Origin of the sequence: Microcoleus sp. ARI1-B5 (assembly GCF_036705795.1) — a bacterium.
Taxonomy (GTDB): Bacteria; Cyanobacteriota; Cyanobacteriia; order Cyanobacteriales; family Microcoleaceae; genus Microcoleus.
This window is the reverse complement of record NZ_JAUBVK010000005.1, coordinates 21074-40842: the sequence shown is the minus strand read 5'-3', so window position 1 is coordinate 40842 and position 19769 is coordinate 21074. Positions and strand designations below refer to the sequence as shown.

Sequence of the window (19769 nt, the reverse complement as noted above, 5' to 3'; positions counted from 1 at the left end):
GCAGCTTTTTTCGCGGGTGGCTAACACGCCCGCTAGACAACTATTCCTGTCTAACACAACAGCTATTGCTGATCCTAAAGACAGGGAGGTACGGGAAACCGCAAAGCACCAACCTTTACTGTGGGGTGAAAGGTAGCATGGGTAACAATATTCAGATTTATTGACGGTCGCCGTTGGCAACATTTTATACTGCGACATCAAAGAGGGCAATTCTTACTTGAGAAGGTTAATTTCCCGATCGCTCCAACAGCTATAAACACCGATCGGCAGCTTTGATTTTTTGGTAATTGTGCTGTCGGTATTTTTTGACAAAATATGATATTTTATCACGATTCAGAGATAGTGGTTTGCTCAAATATCGGCATGGGCGCGATCGAGCGCCTGACAGGCGAGATCGCCTGACAGGCGAAGAAACCGGGTTTTTCAACCGATATCCCTCGCCCTCACCGATCTTATTTCCGTGAAAAAAGGCGGTTGATGCGTGCGGGACTGTTTGAAAAAGTAGGTTTCCCAATCGCGCTACAGAAAATAGAGTTTCACCAGTATAAATTGAGTTTTATGGGAGAAATCGAAGCTGAATCGGATGTTTTACGTCCCGAAGCGAAGCGGGAAGGAGGAAGCAGGGAGAAGGAAGCAGAATCGGATATTTCGGCTGGTGAAAAATGGATGAGTTTCAAAATCAGTGATACTGGAATTGGGATGAATGCAGAGCAAATTGAGAGAGTATTTTAATTTTTGACGCAAGTGGACGAGTCTACTACAAAGCAGGTACGGCGGTACGGGTTTGGGACTGGCAATCGCTAAGAAATTATGTCAGATGATGGGGGGAGATATTATAGCCTTTTTCTTAAGGGTGAGGTATGTCAGGTAATGGGGGAAAAGGTAATGGGTAATGGGGAAAAAGGTAATGGGTAATCGATCGCCCTTGACCGAACTCATACTCTTTGGCGCTAGAGTCGGGAGAGCGAGTTGGAAAAAGTGTCAGTTTTTATGGTATAATTGCCAGCGATAGTGCCTAAAAAAGCAGCTAGTTAAAGAGGATTTGCCAAGCAATAATTGCCAGGGCTAAATCTGCGCTCGCGTGGCTGATATAACTAGACCAAAGCGAACGGTAAGTCACATAACAGTGCGACCAAATTATCCCGGCGGCGAAGACAGCCAATGAGCCTAAAATCACACCTCGCCAGTCGCTGTAAGCTGCGATTACAAAAATGTGGTGCAGCGTGAAAAATAGCGAACTTAGAAATATTGCTTTTGTTCCCGGTATGATAATCTGGCACTTGTTGCAGACAAACCGCCGCCAAGTAAATTCTTCTATTAGCGAGTTAACTAGCACAAAATAGGCTTCTATCATCAAGTAAATATTAGCGCTGCTAATACCCAATTGCTGCGCTTTTTGTTTGGCAACTACAGGATCGATCCAGTTCTGACCGAAAAGCCTGTAGATACCCACAATCACCGCAAACATGAAGATTCCCCAAATAGCTCCAGCCAGCAATTCTCGGCGCTTGGGGAGGGATAAACGCAGGTTTTCGCGATCGACTAAAACACACCAGGCGATCGGAAAAACGAACAACCAAACTTGACACAAGACTGACAGCGTTTGTCCCCAGCTTCCGGGGGCAATATACAAACCTGTTATTATACCAATACTCGCAGCGGGGACGAGCAGTGTGAGAGCCAATAGTGCTGTTTTGCGATCGCCAAGATCCAGCATTTTTCACTATCCATTTAAAAATTGGATTGAGATCGAATGTAAAAGCTTTACCCCTGCGGATAGGCGATACCAGCTTCAAAAAAGAATGCAACTGCCGGCGATCCCGAAATCCTTATGCAGTCAGTTATTCCAAATCTCAAATCGAAAAATGGAAAATCTCAAATCGTTTGAGTTTTGTGCCGCTTATAAAACTGGCGCGCCTTTGTGGCCTCTAAAAATATAGCCAAAGCAAAAAGCAAGAAGCAATCTTCCGCATCAGTTTCAGCAATTAAGAACGCCCTCACCGTCTTAGCGGTTGCTATATGCAGTTGCACAAAATTAAGACTCCGCCGGTAAAGCAGTTTCGCTGGCAACAAAATGTTCGTGAAAGAACAATTTGATAATCTGTTTGCATTTGCTGCTCTAAATATCATAATATGATTTAATCCTTAGTAGCTGTGTATTTTGGCCCAATGGCGATCGCAATTGATTTTGGAACTAGCAACACCGTCGTCGCTCGCTGGAATCAAGCTCTCCAGCAGCCCGAAACTTTGAAATTACCGGGATTGTCGGCAATCTCGGTTCAAAATCCGCCCCTAATTCCCAGTTTGCTCTACGTTGAGGACGCTGCTCAAAGTAAAGTCATACTAGGTCAGCAAGTCCGCGACAAAGGCCTCGATCTGAGTGGAGATTCTCGGTTTTTTCGCAATTTCAAGCGGGGAATTGGCACTTCCGTTCAGGGTTTTGTGCCGGAACTTGACGGGCAAATTGTTGATTTTGAACGAGTAGGTGAGTGGTATTTGAGCCAAATTGTCAGCTCAATTCGCGAACTCCCCTTCCCGGTAGATTCTTTGGTGTTTACTGTGCCGGTAGATAGTTTTGAAGCTTACCGCCATTGGTTGGGTAAAGTGTCTCAATCTCTGCAAGTAGAAGAAGTTCGGATGTTGGACGAACCTACGGCTGCTGCTTTGGGCTACGGTTTGGCCGATCGCGAAATTCTGTTAGTCATTGATTTCGGCGGCGGAACTCTAGACATTTCGTTGGTGCGGCTGGATAGTTCGGTTGGCAAAAAGCCCCTGGGTTTTCTGCTGAAATGGGGCGAAAGATTGCTGGCTGAATCTTCCGCACAAAAGGCAAAAGTTGCCCGGGTTTTGGCTAAAGCCGGACAAAACTTGGGCGGTTCTGATATTGATAATTGGCTGGTGGACTATTTTGTCAAAACTCAAAAAGTGGTGAAATCTCCGATTGTGACGAGATTGGCAGAACGGTTAAAGATTCAGTTATCTTTGCTAAATAAGGCTGTTGAGGTTTATTTTGATGATGAAAATTTTGAGAGTTACGAATTAGAATTAGACCGGGAGCGCTTTGAATCTATCCTCGCCGAACATCAGTTTTTTGACAACCTCGACGAGTGCATGAATCAAGTATTGCAGCAAGCGCGGCGCCAAGGCTTAGAAATTGGCGACATCAATGCAGTTTTGCTGGTGGGCGGTACTGTACAAATTCCAGCGGTACAGCGTTGGGTGCAGCAATATTTCGACACAGCAAAAATTCGGTGCGACAAACCCTTTGAGGCGATCGCCCAAGGTGCTCTGCAACTGAGTCAAGGCATAGAAATCAAAGATTTTCTCTATCACAGTTACGGCATCCGCTACTGGAACCGCCGCGACAATTGCCACAGTTGGCACAGTTTAATCAAATCCGGCCAGTCTTATCCGATGAGCGAACCGGTAGAATTAGTTTTGGGAGCTTCTCTAGAAAATCAGCCGAGTATAGAATTAATTATCGGCGAATTGGGAGCGGAAACTGGCGGCACGGAGATCTATTTTGACGGCGACAGGCTAATTACTCGCCAACTCGCGGGTCAAAGATCGGTACAGCCGCTAAATGACAAAGACGGAGCACGCAGCATCGCTCAATTGACGCCGCCTGGGTATCCGGGGAGCGATCGCGTCAAAATTTTCTTCCGCGTGGACGAACAGCGATTTTTGCGGATTACTGTAGAAGATTTGCTGACCAATGAAACGTTGTTAGAGGATAGACCAGTGGTGCAGCTAAGTTAAGGATAGACTTTAGATAATTTGGTAGATAATTCGGATCTTTAAATCGCTGCATAGAGTAAAACTTTCGTCCGAGCAGAGAGGGACTAAGAAATTACTGGTTCCCAGGCTCTTCCTAGGAACCAGTTAGTTTTTGGAGATGTCTATTGGAGACGACAACCGCAGATATTTAGATTTATGGCTGCGGGGGCTTGACAGGGCGACAATTTTCGTGTACTCTCTTGTAAACTCGAATCTGAACCGTCAGTCTTTCATTGTAGTATCAAGATTTTTATTAACCCAAATCCTAGGAGATTAACAGCAATGAGTACAACTCCCGGCTTACCCCTCTGGGTGCAAGATAGAGAAGAAGTTCTGAAACAGGATGATGGAGTAGAATGGCGGTACGGGGATCGTCCCGACTATTCTCACACTAATGCTTTCTTGTCCAAGGAAAAGAAACACAATCATGCCGAAGGGTCTTTGGATGCGATCGCCTATAATTTGGTGAGAACATTTGAAATGGAAGCATCCTTCAAAACCAATCCCCAACAATGGCTCTCTGTAGTTACGGATAAATTCCGTATGAGCACTAATGGAGGAAAAGAATACACAGCCCAAGAAGTTGTAGATCAGGGAACCTATAATCTCTTTCTAGAAAACTCAGAGCACTACCGCGCCTCTGATGAAACCTTTCAATCCTCCTACGACCTCTTTCACACAGCTTTTCCCGATGGCTTTCTCTGGGAATTAGTCGAAGTCGTTGCCGGGCCTCCTAACGTTGTGTTTAAGTGGAGACACTGGGGTACTTTTAAGGGATCTTACAAAGATCATCAAGGGAGAGGAGAAACTATTGAAATTATTGGTCTTAGCATTGCTAAAGTCACAGAGGATTTAAAGATTGAGTCTGTAGAACATTTCTTTGACACCAATAATTTCTTAACAGGGTTAACGACAGGAGGATGTCCCGTGAGTCATTAATCAAAGGAAGAGGTCATATAGCCTTTCTCAGATAGATGAGGTACAAGTTTAGATTTTAGATTTTAGATTTTAGATTTTAGATTGGGGGATTGGGGATTGGGGGATTTTGTAATTGTTAATTAATTGGTAAATACCTCATCTTTCCAAGAACCGCTATATCGTTGCCGCTGGAATCGGAATCATACATAATTGTTCGACTTGCAGTGCAAGCGTCTCCGTCGCTATAAGTAGCGAAAGCGAGGGAGACGCTTGCTTTCGCTACTGTATGATTCCCATGTAACCGGATTTGATATTACAGCTTGCAATTTACTAAAAAATCTGCACCGATGGGTACTGATTACTACCAATTTCGTCAAGGTTTAGGAGAAGTTTTTTATGAATTATTGAGCAATAACGATCGCATCATGAAACAGTATTTAGAGATATCGGGTCCCTTCGGTCATAAAATAGGCGGTTATCCCGATTTTATAGAAGGCGACGCAAGATGGGGTAATAACCCTGATAGTGACACAGAGCAAAATATTCTTTTATTTCAAATGGATTCCTCTGTTGAGGATGCGGTACATATTCTGTAGAGAGACGACAGCATATGTAACTTTTTTATTTCTCAATCATAACTTATCAACTTAGACTTTACTGATGTTTGGTACAATTGGGCTTGTGCTTGAAAGCAGCAGTTAAGTAAGCTCACCTAAAAAAACATAATACCCAGAACCCCGACTTCTTAAAGAAGTTGGGGTTCTAACAGATTGAATAGCCTTCAACTATGCCCAAGCCCCATCCCTCCGCAACGCTAGAGCCCAATTCCCCATCCCTCCGCTTCGCTTCGCCCCATGCCCTAAACCTAAGATTTGTGGACCACCACGGGTGTTCCCACCGAGGCCCAATTGAACAGCCATTTAGCGTGATTAACAGCTACATTGGTGCAGCCGTGAGTGACGGGATTGCCAAACAAATTGTGCCAGTAAGCGCCGTGAATTGCATTGCCGCCGTCGTAATACATTGTATAGGGAACGTCGGGCACGTCGTAGTCTTCCCCAGTCATTCTAGCAACGCGGTATTTGGTTTGAACGGCAAAGGTTCCCGTGCGGGTGGGAGTCGATGATTTGCCGCTGGAAATAGTCACCGCATAAACGGGTGTATTTCCTTCCCAAGCTATTAATCTTTGTCTTGACAAATCAATTTCAATCCAGCGCTGACTGGATTGCTGCAACTGCATGATTCTATTGGCAATTATGTTGCGCTGTTCGCCGGCAAATGCGGTCATTGAACCGCCGCAGAATGCAGCAACTGTTAGGGCCAAGCCTGCACAGAAAGTTCCTGCGCTGCGCAAGTAAGTTGAGTTGATAATCTTGTTCATTCCTCACACCCAAGACGATTGTAGATTTTAGATTTTAGATTGAAGAATTGGGAAACTTTCACACCTTGTACTATTTTAGATTGTAGATTATAGATTTTAGATTGGGAAAGAGGGCTTAACAAGTTGTTAAGTTTTGGGTGAGAGTTCGGGCAATTTGGACGATCGCCCGCCAATCTCGATTTTGCACTAAGTGTTTGGGAAATAAGTCTCCGGCCAAACCAACGGCGATCGCCCCAGCGTCTATAAATACTTTCGCATTTTCCAGCGTCACCCCGCCAGTGGGAATTAAAGGAATGTTTCCCAGGGGGCCTTGCAGGCTTTTCAGGTAAGCCGCGCCTCCCAAAGCCGATATCGGAAACACTTTAACGCAGGTAGCGCCTGCTTGCCACGCGGTCAGAATTTCCGTGGGAGAAAAAGCGCCCGGGACGATCGGCACTCCGGCGTCAACTGCTGTTTTAATCATGGTTACATCCGTGTGCGGAGTAAACAGGAATTGAGCGCCGCAGTCAATGGCTTGCTGCAACTGTTCTAAGTTTAATAAAGTGCCGGTGCCAATACTAAAAGTAGGGAATTCGGAGCGGAGTTCGCCAATTAATTCAGCAGCTTTGTGGGTGTTCCAAGTAATTTCAATAAACTGAATTCCGCCTGCTGCTACCGCTGATGCCATCTGCCGAGCGAGTTCCTTTTCGGAGGAACGGATGACGGCGATCGCCCGGTGTTTTTTTAGTAGTGTCAACCAAGATTGATGATTCATGCTAACTGATTTTGCCCCCAGATAATTCAATACAGTTCAGATCGGAAGACCGAGCGGTTGAAACCGCGTCTATACAAACAAAACCCACCTCCGTGGGTTTCCGAGGGGGCGGTTAAAATTGCGTTATTTTCTTTACACCACAGGCGAGTGGACTGCGTTTGACTCGCTAGCTAGAGTAAGTAAAGCCTCAGCATCGCTCGGTTGTGCCATCCATATTACCGCCATTTGCATAACCTCGCTCTACCCGTTGTAATGAGCAACAACTTTAGTCACTTTTCCGGTTGAACTGACTTCCATAAACTCACCTGCCTTCGTGCCTTTTTGGTTGATGTAGTAAAGGACAACACTGGAAACTCCCCACATCACATCAAGCAACTCAAACTTGAGGTCAGGATAAACTTCCAGCCCCTTTTTGAAGTAGTTTCGTAGCGCTTCTTTGCCTGTCACTGTCCCAGATGGTTCGTTTAGCAGTTGCGCTGCGACAGGCGATATCAGAATTACATCTTGTGCGTAATGGGACATGATTCGATCGAGGTTATGAGTATTCCAAGCTTCTACCCAATCAAGTGCAAGTTCACGCGCTCTATCTTCAGTGACGATCATTTTGCTACTCCAATGCTTTTTTCCGCTGCTTCCTGTGTGCCGCACAAAAAAAATCGGGGCGATTCCAGACAATACCAGAACCACCCCAATTATCGATTTTAAGCTTTAGATTCAATCTAAAATCTAAAATCCCAAATCCAAAATCAATTAGGCAATTGTCGCCATCTTGACATCGCTGTTGGCCAACAAATGTTGCAATTCATCAGCATCCACAGTTTCCTTGTCAACTAGCATATCTGCCAAGGCGTTCAGAACGTGGCGGTTGCCAACCAGCACGTCTTTAGCGCGCCGATAAGCTTCCTCTACCAACAAGCGGACTTCATCATCGATCGTGGCTGCGGTTTCTTCAGAAAAGTCCCGTTCGGCCATGATATCGCGACCCATGAACATATTCCCTTGTTGGCGACCGAGAGCTACAGGGCCTAGCCGATCGCTCATTCCGAAGCGAGTTACCATTTGGCGCGCTACTCTTGCCACTTGCTGCAAGTCATTGGAAGCGCCAGTCGTGACTTCTTCCTCGCCGAAGACAATCTCTTCAGCAATGCGGCCGCCCAAAGCTACCGCCATTTGATTTTGCAAGTAAGAGCGAGAATACAAGCCAGAATCCATCCGATCTTCGCTCGGTGTGAACCAAGTCAAACCGCCAGCGCGGCCGCGGGGGATAATGCTAATTTTCTGCACGGGGTCATAATCGGGCATCAGCGCGCCGACTAAAGCGTGACCGGCTTCGTGGTAAGCTACTAAAGTTTTGCGCTTTTCGCTCATCACGCGGTCTTTCTTTTCCGGGCCTGCGAGCACGCGGTCGATCGCATCGTTGACTTCATCCATCGAGACTTCGGTCAAATTGCGGCGGGCGGCCAAAATTGCTGCTTCGTTGAGCAAGTTCGACAAATCCGCACCTGTGAAACCGGGAGTCCGGCGGGCGATTTTTTCCAAGTCCACGTCTTTCGACAAAGTTTTGCCGCGGGCGTGAACGTTGAGAATTTCGAGGCGGCCTCCAAAGTCGGGGCGATCGACCACAACTTGGCGATCGAAGCGACCCGGACGCAGCAGCGCGGCATCGAGCACGTCGGGGCGGTTCGTAGCAGCAATCAGAATGATGCCAGTATTGCCCTCAAAGCCGTCCATTTCGGTCAGCAACTGGTTGAGGGTTTGTTCCCGTTCGTCGTTACCACCGCCCAAACCAGCGCCCCGCTGGCGGCCTACTGCGTCAATTTCATCGATAAATACGATACAAGGAGCGTTGGTTTTAGCTTGTTCAAACAAGTCGCGGACGCGGGAAGCACCGACACCCACGAACATTTCCACAAATTCTGAACCGGAAATCGAGAAGAAGGGAACGCCAGCTTCTCCAGCCACTGCTTTTGCGAGCAGGGTTTTGCCAGTTCCGGGAGGGCCGACCAGGAGCACGCCTTTGGGGATTTTTGCTCCGACTGCGGTGAAGCGATCGGCATTTTTCAGGAAGTCCACGACTTCCGCGAGTTCTAGCTTGGCTTGTTCGATGCCGGCTACGTCGCCGAAAGTCACCTGAGTTTGAGGCTCCATTTGGACTCTAGCTTTCGATTTGCCGAAGTTCATGGCTTGGTTGCCGGGCCCGTTTTGGGCGCGCCGCACCAGGAAAAACAGTCCCACCAACAGCAGGATCGGGAAGAACAGGCTGCTGAGGGCTTTTACCCAGAAGCCTTCGTCGTTTTGGGGCAGAACTGAAATGTCTACATTGTTTTTGGTCAGGATGTTGATCAGTTCGGGGTCGTTCGGCAGGTTGACGAGTACCTTGTTGCCGTCCTGAGCTGTAACCAGAGCTTTGCTGCGGTCTGAACTGATATTTATTTTGTCTACTCTCTTGCTCTCGACTTCCTGAATGAATTGGCTGTACTTCCAAACTTCCCTACTTGGGGGCTGTTTGTCAAAAAATGCGGTTGCTAAGGCAATGACTACAATAGCCAGCAGCGCGTACAGTCCAGCGTTTCTCCACCGTTTATTCACCGAGGTCGATCCTCCTAATTATTTAGTCCCTGTGATTTGGGATTTTTTATTTATCTTAATCAATCTTAACGTAATTTTGACAATCCCCCGCCTAAAAGCCAGGGGATTCTTTCGTCAAAGGGAGCGCTACCGCTTTACCCTCAGAAAGCATCTTCACCGTGTGTCCCACGGCTGCAAGCCCTCGAATGAGAACCACTTGAGCGGCGGCGACATCTCTATCCGTCGTGTAGCCGCAATACTGGCATGAGTGAACCCGTTCAGATAATTCCTTTTTACCCGTTTCAGTGAGGCAATTAGGGCATATCTGACTTGTTTTCTTGCTGTCCACATAAAGGAAGAACACCCCGCGCTTACGGCAACACTGCTCTAGTATCTGGAAAAACTGACCCCATCCAGCATCTAGGCAATGCTTCCCTAAAAAGCCACGCGCCAGTCTCTTCAGGTTTAAGTCTTCTAAAAATATCATCCGCGCCAAGTCACAAAGATTGTGGGCTACAAGCCAGTGATAGTTTTTCCTGACATTGGCAATTCGCTCATGCAATTTACTTACTTTAACCTGAGTTTTTTTACGGTTACTTGAACCCTTGACCTTCCTTGATACACTCCGTTGCAGCAATTTAAGCTTGCGTTCGAGCTTCTTAAAAGGTTGTGGATTAGGGAAAAATCTACCGTTAGAAGCCACAGCAAAATGGCTAATGCCAACATCAACTCCAATGCCTTCACCATGAGGCATGACATCAGGGATTATTACGTCCCACTGCAACGTCAACATGGCAAACCAACCCCTGGCACGTCGGACTATGCGAACTTGGCGTAGGGTTGCACCATCAGGTATTTCACGGGACTGGCGAAACTTAACCCAGCCAACCATAGGTAGTTTGATAGTGCTGCCCTGAACGACGTTTTTTCGCAACTGGGGAAACACGAAAGAGCGCATAGTTCCCGGCTTCTTAAATCGGGGAAATCCATGTTTTTGCTCCCACATACTCACAAATGCTTTCTCAAGTCTCAAGAGTGTTTGTTGTAGGACTTGAGACTGTACCCGTTGCAAGTTTGAGTTAGTCTTTCGATTAGCGGTTAGCGACTTGCATTGACTTGCATAAGTTGGTCGTTTGGTCTCGGCGGGGATTGTGTATTCAGACCGGAGGGAGCAAGCGTTAATTTGGCAACTACGGGACTTAAACCAATCTTTGCGTTCAGTCAGCGCGTGGTTATAGACACGGCGACACTGTTCAAGCCAGTCCGTGAAAATAAATACTTGCTCTGATGTTGGCTTAAGTTTGAATTCGTAAGTTAGATTAAGCACTTGCATTTCCTCCAACTTCTAGTATATAGCTAGTTTAAGAAATACCAGGATGTTTCTTAAGGTAGCTCAACCTATAAAAGCCGTCTAACAAAGGACGGGACTTTAAACTCTTGTCATTACCCACATTTTTAAATCTGCTAAATTTCTCAAAAAGCAAATTTTGAAACCCCCTATTCTCTCGTTATTCATTTTTTATTATCAATAGTGCTTGACTAATGATAATAATAGCTTGTCTAATACCTTTACGCTGAAAAGGTTTCAGGAGATGTGGGTAATCACAAGGGCTTTCAACCCATTTTCTCAATAACCTGTTTTTGTGTTGTGAGGAATCTCGGCAAGGGCGATCGCTCGTCTGAGGTGGTGGAAACCGAACTGCCCTGCGCGGCGTCAGGAGATTCGGGTGTTGTCCTAATTTTTGCGTTTCATTATACACTATCAGACAGAATTTGTCAATATTCTCAAAAGTGGTGGCGATCGCGTTAATCTCTTTTATCGCGTTAATCCCTTTTTCGGTTAAATAGTCCTGAACGCAGAAACCGGTTTTTTTGACGGAAATACTGCATTTGAGTCTTTAATTCGAGTAAAAAACCCGGTTTATTTGGTATTTATGCTTAAGTCCTATTAAACTGTTAAGGTAAAGCAGGACTGACCCAGAAACCAAGTTTGTTTACCACAAATCGTCATTTACCAAAGAGTCTGATCTCAAAAACCGGGTTTCTTTGGTGGCTAGATTTAACTTCAGGGTTTTTTCTCGAAAACGCACTCCCGTATTATAAACACAATGAATTAAGGAGAAAATTTGATAATGACTTCAGAAATGAATAAAATTATTCCTGCCGAAATTAAGTACGATCAATTTTATCAGGCTATTAAACAAATAGCGAAAGAAGAAGATATCAAAACCATTTTAGAAATAGGGTCATCTTCCGGTGAGGGAAGTACAGAAGCATTTGTCACAGGAATTAGAGAAAATCCCCATCATCCTCAACTTTTTTGCATGGAAATATCCCAGGCAAGATTTACCGAATTACAAAACAGATATGCTAAGGACGGCTTTGTAAAATGTTATAATGTTTCATCAGTAGGACTGAATAAATTTGCTACGGAAAAAGAAGTTATTGATTTTTATAATTCTTACCAAACAGCACTGAATCAATACCCCCTAGAACGAGTCTTAGATTGGCTCAGACAAGACCTAAAATATCTCCAAGATTCAGGAGTATCTCAGGCAGGAATTAAGCAAATAAAATCTGAAAATAAAATCATTTTTTTTGATGTTGTCTTAATAGATGGTTCTGAATTTACCGGCGAAGCTGAATTAGATGAAGTCTATGGGGCTAAATTTATATTTCTGGATGATATTAATACTTTTAAAAACCATAAAAATTACCATAAACTTCTCAAAGATCCTAATTATAAACTCCTCTTGCATAATCTTCATCTGCGAAATGGTTATGCCATTTTCCAGCAAAAAAAATTTGCGTTTAATGAAGAACAAATCGAACAACGGCTTGTACAAAGATTAGTTCGTCAAGGGATGACAGTTTTCGATATTGGAGCAAATATTGGTAACTATTCTCTTTTGTTTAGTAATTTAGTCGGACTTGAAGGAAAAGTATATTCATTTGATCCGACTTCTACTACTTTTAATAGACTAAAAGAACGAACAGAAAATAATCCGAATATTTTCCTGTTTCAGAATGCAGTATTTTCCGAGAATAAACTGATTGAATTTAATGAATTTCCTGAGGATTTTTCGGTTTGGAACAGCATCGGCAGACCGCAGATGGAAAATCCGGCAAATCCCCAGGAATATGTACCTATTGTCAAAAGCGAAACCGTTAGCGCGATTACAGTTGATTCATTTTGTCAAAAACATAATATTGAGAAAATAGATTACTTAAAAATCGATGTAGAAGGAGCTGAAAGTGATGTTCTTAATGGTTGCCTGAATCTTTTAGCAAGAAAAGCAATTGAGTTTATTCAGTTTGAAATATATCAAAAAATGTTAGAGGGAATGCAGCACACCGCCCAAGAAACTTTTGATTTACTCATGGCCAATGGTTATGAGTGTCATTGTATAGAAAAAACGGGTGCGATTGGTCGAGCAGTTGTAAACTCTAATGCTTTCTATGAAAATTATATTGCGTTTCCATCACTTCCCCTTCATTTCTTTACCATCGTTCTCAATGGTGAACCCTTCATCCGTTATCATATTGATGTCTTGAAAAAATTACCCTTTCGATGGCACTGGCATATTGTCGAGGGGGTGGCCGATTTAAAACATGATACGGCTTGGAGTGTCACTCTGGGCGGTAACATTTCTGATGATGTTCATCGCGACGGACGCAGCCTGGATGGGACTACCGAATATTTAGATGAACTGGCTCGTCTTTATCCCCAAAATATTAGCATTTATCGTAAGCCAGAGGGCGAATTTTGGGAAGGCAAACGAGAAATGATAAATGCTCCTATTGCCGGGATTCCTGAAGAGTGTGTATTGTGGCAAATTGATGTAGATGAATTCTGGACTTTTGAGCAAATTTGCCAAACTCGACAGATGTTTATTGAACATCCTGAAAAAACTGCGGCTTTTTATTGGTGTTGGTATTTTGTTGGGGAAAATTTAGTTATTAGCACTCGTAATTGTTATGCAAATAATCCTCAATATGAATGGCTACGCACTTGGCGTTTCAAACCAGGTATGGTATGGGCAACCCATGAACCGCCCAGATTAGCGGAACCCTTACCTAACGGTAAATGGCGTGATGTCGCGTTTGTTAATCCTTTTCGACATCAAGAAACCGAAAAAGAGGGGTTAGTTTTCCAACATTTTGCCTACGTTACCCCGAATCAATTGCGCTTTAAAGAGCAATATTATGGTTATAAAAATGCGACTTCCCAATGGTTAAATCTGCAACAACAGACTCAATTTCCTGTCTTATTGCGTCAATACTTTGATTGGGTTAAGGATGAGAGTCAAGTCAATAGCGCGATCGCCTGTGGAGTCGAACCCATTGCACAACGAGATATTAGTACAAAAACTTGGCAATTTAAAACTGTGTCTCCTTTACCTGCACTTGCTGTTAAGCCTAGTCAAAAATATCCGACAATTGTCATTGATGGTGTATTTTTTCAACATAATAATACAGGCATTGCACGCGTTTGGAAATCCCTCTGGCAAGAATGGGCAAATACGAACTTTGCTCAACATATTATCATTTTAGATCGGAACGGAACTGCCCCTAAAATTCCCGGTCTTCGTTATCGTACTATTCCCCTTTACGATTATGGTAATACCGATCGCGATCGCGCGATGCTCCAACAAATCTGCGATGAAGAAAAAGCCGATTTATTTATTTCTACTTATTATACAACGCCTTTGTCAACGCGATCGGTATTCATGGCCTATGACATGATTCCAGAGTTGATGGGACAAAATATTGCTCATTCCGAGTGGAGAGAAAAGCATTGCGGTATCCGCCACGCCTCTGCCTACATCGCCATTTCCGAAAATACAGCCCGCGATTTAGTTAAAATTTTTCCGCAGATATCCTCAGCTTCTGTCGCTGTAGCGCACTGCGGAATTGACGCCCATTTCTCGCCAGCCGATAGAGAAGAAATCGCAGCTTTTAAGTCAAAGTACAGCATTGCTAAACCCTATTTTCTTTTGGTAGGCGAGAGGGTAGGCTGGCATGGTTACAAGAATGGGATATTATTCTTCAAAGCCTTTTCTCAACTTGCCAATAAGTTTGACTTTGATATAGTCTGCACAGGCGGCAAACCTGTATTAGAACCCGATCTGCAATTGTACTGTTCTGGAATCACTGTCCGCACGCTGCAACTAAGCGATAGCGAATTGAGAGTTGCTTATTCGGGTGCTGCGGTATTAGTTTATCCGTCGAAATATGAAGGCTTTGGGTTGCCAGTCATCGAGGCCATGGCTTGCGGTTGTCCAGTCATCACTTGTCCAAACGGTTCGATTCCAGAAGTAGCAGGACAAGCAGCGGTTTATGTAGGCGGCGATGATGTCAGCGGGCTTGTCAATGCTTTGCGGGAAATACAGAAGCCTGCTGTCCGCAACTCATTAATTGCGGCGGGGTTAGAGCAAGCTAAGAAGTTTTCCTGGTCGAAAATGGCTGCAACTGTTAGCTCTGTTTTGGTTCAAGTAGCTGAGCATTCCGTTCAACGGCAAGCCGATCGAGCCTTGCAGAGCGTATCAGAGAATTATGACACATTGCAGCCTGTCCAGTCGGTTTTCAAAGTATCTGCGATCGTTTCTACTTACAATTCCGAAAAATTTATTCGCGGCTGCTTGCAAGACTTGGTAGATCAAACGCTGTACAAACAAGGCGAACTGGAAATCATAGTGATTGACAGCGCTTCCCAACAAAATGAACAGTCTGTTGTGCGGGAATTTCAAGCAAAATATCCGAATATTGTGTACGATCGCACCCCTGAACGCGAGACCTTATATGCCGCCTGGAACCGAGGAATCAAGATGTCGCGCGGAGCTTACATTACTAATGCTAACACCGATGACAGACACCGCCCAGACGCTCTAGAAATCATGGCGAAATACTTGGATGAAAACGCCGAAGTAAGTCTGGTTTATGCTGACCAATTAATTACCACCGCAGTTAACGATACTTTTGCCAAAACCCAAGCCGAAAAGCGGTGGAATTGGCCGGAATTTTCCTATAGCGAACTGGAACGCCGCTGCATTACAGGTTCTCAACCGATGTGGAGAAAATCGCTGCACGACAAACACGGCTATTTCCGAGCAGAATTGACTGCGGCTGGCGATTACGAATTTTGGCTGCGGATTGGCAAAACCGAAAATATTGTGCGTCTCCCAGACATTCTCGGCTTGTACTGCGCCAACGAACAAGGTTTAGAACACGGTTCAGGGCGATCGCAACAAGAAACGCTTAAGATATGGAATGAATACGGCATCATCCGCCGAGGCGTCAAGCCAGCCACTACCGTCCCCGTTGCAATCTCTCCGTCACAGCTAAACGCCATGCCCTACCGCACCCCCGAACCAGCACTCGTCAGCATCATCATCCCCTGCTACAACCACGCCAATCTACTCAGAGAAGCTGTTGAAAGTGTTGCCAATCAAACCTATCAAAATTGGGAGTGCATCATTGTCAACGACGGCAGCACCGATGATACCAGCAACTTCGCAAATTATTTAATTCAATTGTATTCTCAAAAAGCGCTGCGCCTCATCGACAAACCCAACACTGGGCCCGCTGATTCCAGAAATGTTGGCGTTCAGAATTCCTCAGGAAAATTCATTTTATTCCTAGATGCTGACGATAAAATTCATCCCAAGTTTTTAGAGGAGTGCATTGAAATTTTATTAGCGAAACCGAATGTAGGTTTTGTCTATACAGATGTGCAGCACTTCGGAGCAAACTGCGATTTAGTCACCCACGGCGACTTTGAACCCAATAAATTTTTGAGAGACAATCAAGCCCCCGCTACTTCCTTATTTAGAAAAGAAATTTACGAGCAAGTAGGCGGCTTAAAAAAAGTGATGAAGCTGGGATGCGAAGACTGGGAGTTTTGGATTTCTGCCTATGAAAAAGGCTGGTCGGGCTATCGTTTAGCTCAGCCTTACCTCTACTACAGGCAACACGGCGACGGCTCTAGCAGAACCCAAAAAATGGCTGGAGAGCGCGCAAAATTAGACTTGATGAGAGCTACAATTGTTAACCTGCACTCTCAACTTTACAAACCCGAAGAAGTGCGTTGGTCAGAACAAATTTTGCAGCAACACGGCAACTTGATTGCTGATGAATTAGCTCAATTCAACAAACCAGAACAATTTTTAGCTTCCCTTTCGCAATACTTGGGAGACTATCAAAAAGAACAAACCAATCAAGTTGCTCTCGCTCACATCCGCCAAAGCCGCCGGCAACTTGCTGATTATTGGCTGAATCTGCCCGCAGAACAACTAGAAACTGCCTACTCCGGCGATGCAGGTAAGGCACATCAAATGCTGCTCAACAGCACTATCAAATATGAAGCACTGACAGATACTGAACAGAGTTTGATCGGTCAACTAGCAGCACATCTCTCCCAGGGAATTAAAACTCTGAAAGATGTTAACTACTTACTAGCAGCCGCTCTCTACCGTCGTGCTGACCAGTTGCGGCTGAAGTATGAAAACGCATCTATACCCAATTGGTTTGTCAACGACTATCTCAAATTTATGTTTGCTGCGCCCACTCTCTTTCAAGAACTAGGAGAGGCTGACAATTATTGTCGCTACGTGCAGGGATGGGTCAGTTACGTACACAGCAATATCTTCAAGAACCAAAATTCACAAATTTGGCAGCAAATCGCCTGGTTTTTCACTCAAACCGCTAACTTTATCCCTTTGTACTTCAACAGCGAAAATCTCAAGGAAATCTACAGGAAGCGGGCGGATATTATTGAATTTGCGATGAAAAATCGCGGGGCTGCCATTGATTGCATTTTTCCGGCAAGGCCTGCAAACAGACAGAAAATTCGCGTCGGAGTTCTGACTAAACATTTCGGGGCGATGACGGAAACTTTCGCTACTTTGCCTGCTTTTGAATATCTGAATCGAGAACAGTTTGAGATTATTTTGTACGCTCTAAATCTCGACGGGAATAAACTAGAACAGTATTGTCAGAGTCGCGCTGACAGGCTGGTGCAATTGCCCAGTGATTTGCCAAGTCAAGTTCAGGCTATCCGCGCTGATGACTTAGATATTCTGTTGGTTGCTACGAATATTACTGCTGTCGCTCATCCGATTAGTTTGCTGGCGCTGCATCGATTGGCGCGGGTACAAACTACTTGTTTTAATTCTCCTGTGACGACGGGAATGCGCCACATCGACTATTATATTGCTGGCAAGTTGATGGAACCTGCAATTGAGGGACGCGCGCATTATCGCGAGGAATTAGCAACTATTGACGGCCTGGGCTGCTGTTTTAGCTATACCCTGGAACCTTATACTCCTAATATTCAACTCAACAGAAATAGCGTTGGCATTTCTGAGGAATCGGTTGTGTTTGTTTCGAGCGCGAATTTGTATAAATTGGTGCCGGAGTTAAGGGAAACTTGGGCGAAGATTCTGGCGGCGGTTCCTAATTCTGTTCTGTTTTTGATGCCTTTTGGCCCTAGCTGGACTAATTATTATCCTGGGGCGGCTTTTGTGAATAATATGCAAGGGGTTTTTGCTAAGTATGGGGTTGAGAGTCAGCGTTTGCGGGTGTTGAAGACTTTTCCTAACCGTGCGGATGTTAAAGAAGTTTTGAAGTTGGGTGATGTTTATTTGGATTCTTTCCCTTATGCGGGGACTACTTCTCTTGTGGATCCGCTGGAGGTTGGATTGCCAACTGTTGTCAGGGATGGTGATACTTTACGATCGCGCATGGGAGCGGCTGTGGTACGATCGCTCTTGATGCCAGATTTAATTGCCCGTGACGAAGCATCTTACATTCAGCTAGCCGTTACCCTGGCGACTAACCCGCAGTTGCGGCAGCAAAAACGCCAGGAAATTCAGGAAAAAATGCAAGCCAATCCCGCCTGTTTTGACAGTGTTGCATACTCGGGGGCGATCGGCAAATTATTCCAAGAACTCTTTGGCAACTGGCAAACCAGCCACCTGGAAGCATCGCGCAACTTACAGGATAGCATTCCCAAGCAGCCAGATTTTGACGAGATTCTCTCGAACAACGTCCAGCTTTACCAAAGAAACTCATCAAACATCTCAGCAATATCCGAACTGCGTCAAATCCGCAAACAAATCGCTGATTTTTGGCTAAACGTCCCCACCGAAAACCTGGAATCCACCTATAAAAGTGCTGCCGGAAAAAACTATCAAATGCTGCTGCACAGCTACTTTCAACATCAAGCAATGATGGAAGGCGAACAAATATTTTTGCAGCAACTAACCCAGATTAGCAAAGGATTAGTGCATCCTAAAGCTGTCAACGCCTTGCTGGCAGCGATGCTGTATTTCCCGCCGGGAACCATGCGAATTCCCGACGCTCGCAACCGTTTGCCCCACTGGTTAATTGACGATTACGAACAAGTTTTTGAGACGGAAGGCGCCGTCAAGTCAGAGTCTAGTTCTGAGTTGCTAGTTCAATACATTCAATCCGCGCAATTTGCCAATCTACTGTTAGGATGCGTCAATCTTTACCGCATCGATCCGTCTGACGAATCGGTAGTTTTGGAACTCCGCCAAATCCGCAAACAACTGGCTGATTTTTGGCTGAGTGTTCCCTCAGAACAATTGCAAAATGTTTACCGAGGAGAAGTTCGCAAAGGATATCAAGCAATACTTAGCTGCGGCTTGCAAGCGGAATCAATGACTGAAGCCGAACAAAAGTTTTTGCAGCAATTAACCGAAATTAGCAAAGGGTTGGTGCATCCTCAAGCTATCAATGCTTTGCTGGGTGGAATGCTGTACTTTGTACCGGGAAAAATGCGGGTTGCCGACGCTCGCACCCGCTTGCCGCAGTGGTTGATTGACGATTACGAAAAGGTGTTTGAAATCCCATTCGCGGACAATCAACAAACGATTGTCAACCAAGATTATCTGCCGCAGTTTCTCAATCAATTAACTGCTGCGGTGAATCTTTATCAAATCGACCCGACGGCTGAATTGGTAATAGCAGATTTGCGGGAAATTCGCAAGCAAATTGCTGATTTGTGGCTGAGTGTTTCTGGCGAACAACTTGAACTTTTTTACCGGAGCGATTTCGGTAAAGGTTACAAGGCAATGCTGGGCTGTGGGTTTGTTAACGAGCCGCTGACTGATACTGAACGTGCTGTTTTGACTTCATTGGTTGCTGAGTTGAGTAAAGGATTTGGAATGCCTAATGCTGTGAATTATTTGTTAGCGGCGAGGCTGTTTTGTCGCGCTGGACAGTTGCAAGTTCAGGATGCGAATAGTTGTTTGCCTGAATGGTTGTTTGAGGATTACGAGCAGTTTGTTGGGGGTGCGGTTCAGGTGGCTGTGAAGTAAACGAAGGTAATTTGTATCGAAAACACAG

10 protein-coding genes and 1 pseudogene are annotated in these 19769 nt (G+C 45.0%); 5 read left to right on the top strand and 6 right to left on the bottom strand.

The features are described 5' to 3' along the window. Positions 1-669 precede the first annotated feature (669 nt). Positions 670-835 (top strand): annotated as a pseudogene (locus QUB63_RS35005) (ATP-binding protein); the annotation flags it as partial. Positions 836-1027: 192 nt separating this feature from the next. Here the strand turns inward: QUB63_RS35005 and QUB63_RS09980 are convergent. Continuing rightward, the gene (locus tag QUB63_RS09980) at positions 1028-1717 is read right to left on the bottom strand and encodes a CPBP family intramembrane glutamic endopeptidase (protein WP_332944832.1); all 690 of its coding nucleotides are present in this window, start codon (positions 1715-1717) and stop codon (positions 1028-1030) included. 452 nt (positions 1718-2169) lie between these two features. Between QUB63_RS09980 and QUB63_RS09975 the strand changes: the two genes are divergently transcribed. The 3 genes from QUB63_RS09975 to QUB63_RS09965 all read left to right on the top strand — a co-directional run bounded on the left by QUB63_RS09975 (position 2170) and on the right by QUB63_RS09965 (position 5291). After that, positions 2170-3759 carry an Hsp70 family protein gene (locus tag QUB63_RS09975; RefSeq protein WP_332944831.1) on the top strand — a complete coding sequence of 530 codons (1590 nt, stop codon included), beginning with the start codon at positions 2170-2172 and terminating at the stop codon, positions 3757-3759. 300 nt (positions 3760-4059) lie between these two features. After that, positions 4060-4716 carry an ester cyclase gene (locus tag QUB63_RS09970; protein ID WP_332944830.1) on the top strand — a complete coding sequence of 219 codons (657 nt, stop codon included), beginning with the start codon at positions 4060-4062 and terminating at the stop codon, positions 4714-4716. A gap of 299 nt (positions 4717-5015) precedes the next feature. Next, positions 5016-5291 (top strand): DUF1963 domain-containing protein, encoded by a 276-nt coding sequence (locus QUB63_RS09965; protein ID WP_332944829.1) that lies wholly within the window; start codon positions 5016-5018, stop codon positions 5289-5291. A 269-nt stretch (positions 5292-5560) separates the two neighbouring features. Here QUB63_RS09965 and QUB63_RS09960 read toward each other — a convergent pair whose 3' ends face one another. The 5 genes from QUB63_RS09960 to QUB63_RS09940 all read right to left on the bottom strand — a co-directional run bounded on the left by QUB63_RS09960 (position 5561) and on the right by QUB63_RS09940 (position 10731). Next, positions 5561-6076 (bottom strand): L,D-transpeptidase, encoded by a 516-nt coding sequence (locus QUB63_RS09960; protein ID WP_332944828.1) that lies wholly within the window; start codon positions 6074-6076, stop codon positions 5561-5563. A gap of 115 nt (positions 6077-6191) precedes the next feature. After that, complete coding sequence (locus QUB63_RS09955; RefSeq protein ID WP_332944827.1) at positions 6192-6830, bottom strand: bifunctional 4-hydroxy-2-oxoglutarate aldolase/2-dehydro-3-deoxy-phosphogluconate aldolase; 639 nt, start codon at positions 6828-6830, stop codon at positions 6192-6194. 240 nt (positions 6831-7070) lie between these two features. After that, positions 7071-7433, bottom strand: a complete 363-nt coding sequence (locus QUB63_RS09950) for a YybH family protein (RefSeq protein WP_332944826.1) — start codon at positions 7431-7433, stop codon at positions 7071-7073. A 147-nt stretch (positions 7434-7580) separates the two neighbouring features. Beyond that, positions 7581-9419: an ATP-dependent zinc metalloprotease FtsH3 gene (ftsH3, locus tag QUB63_RS09945; RefSeq protein WP_332944825.1), complete on the bottom strand. Its 1839-nt coding sequence runs from the start codon at positions 9417-9419 to the stop codon at positions 7581-7583. 91 nt (positions 9420-9510) lie between these two features. Continuing rightward, positions 9511-10731: an RNA-guided endonuclease InsQ/TnpB family protein gene (locus QUB63_RS09940; protein ID WP_332944824.1), complete on the bottom strand. Its 1221-nt coding sequence runs from the start codon at positions 10729-10731 to the stop codon at positions 9511-9513. A gap of 799 nt (positions 10732-11530) precedes the next feature. On the opposite strand from QUB63_RS09940, the gene QUB63_RS09935 reads away from it, so the two are divergent. Next, entirely contained in the window at positions 11531-19741 is an 8211-nt protein-coding gene (locus tag QUB63_RS09935; protein WP_332944822.1) for an FkbM family methyltransferase, read from the top strand. The last annotated feature ends 28 nt before the right edge of the window (positions 19742-19769 follow it).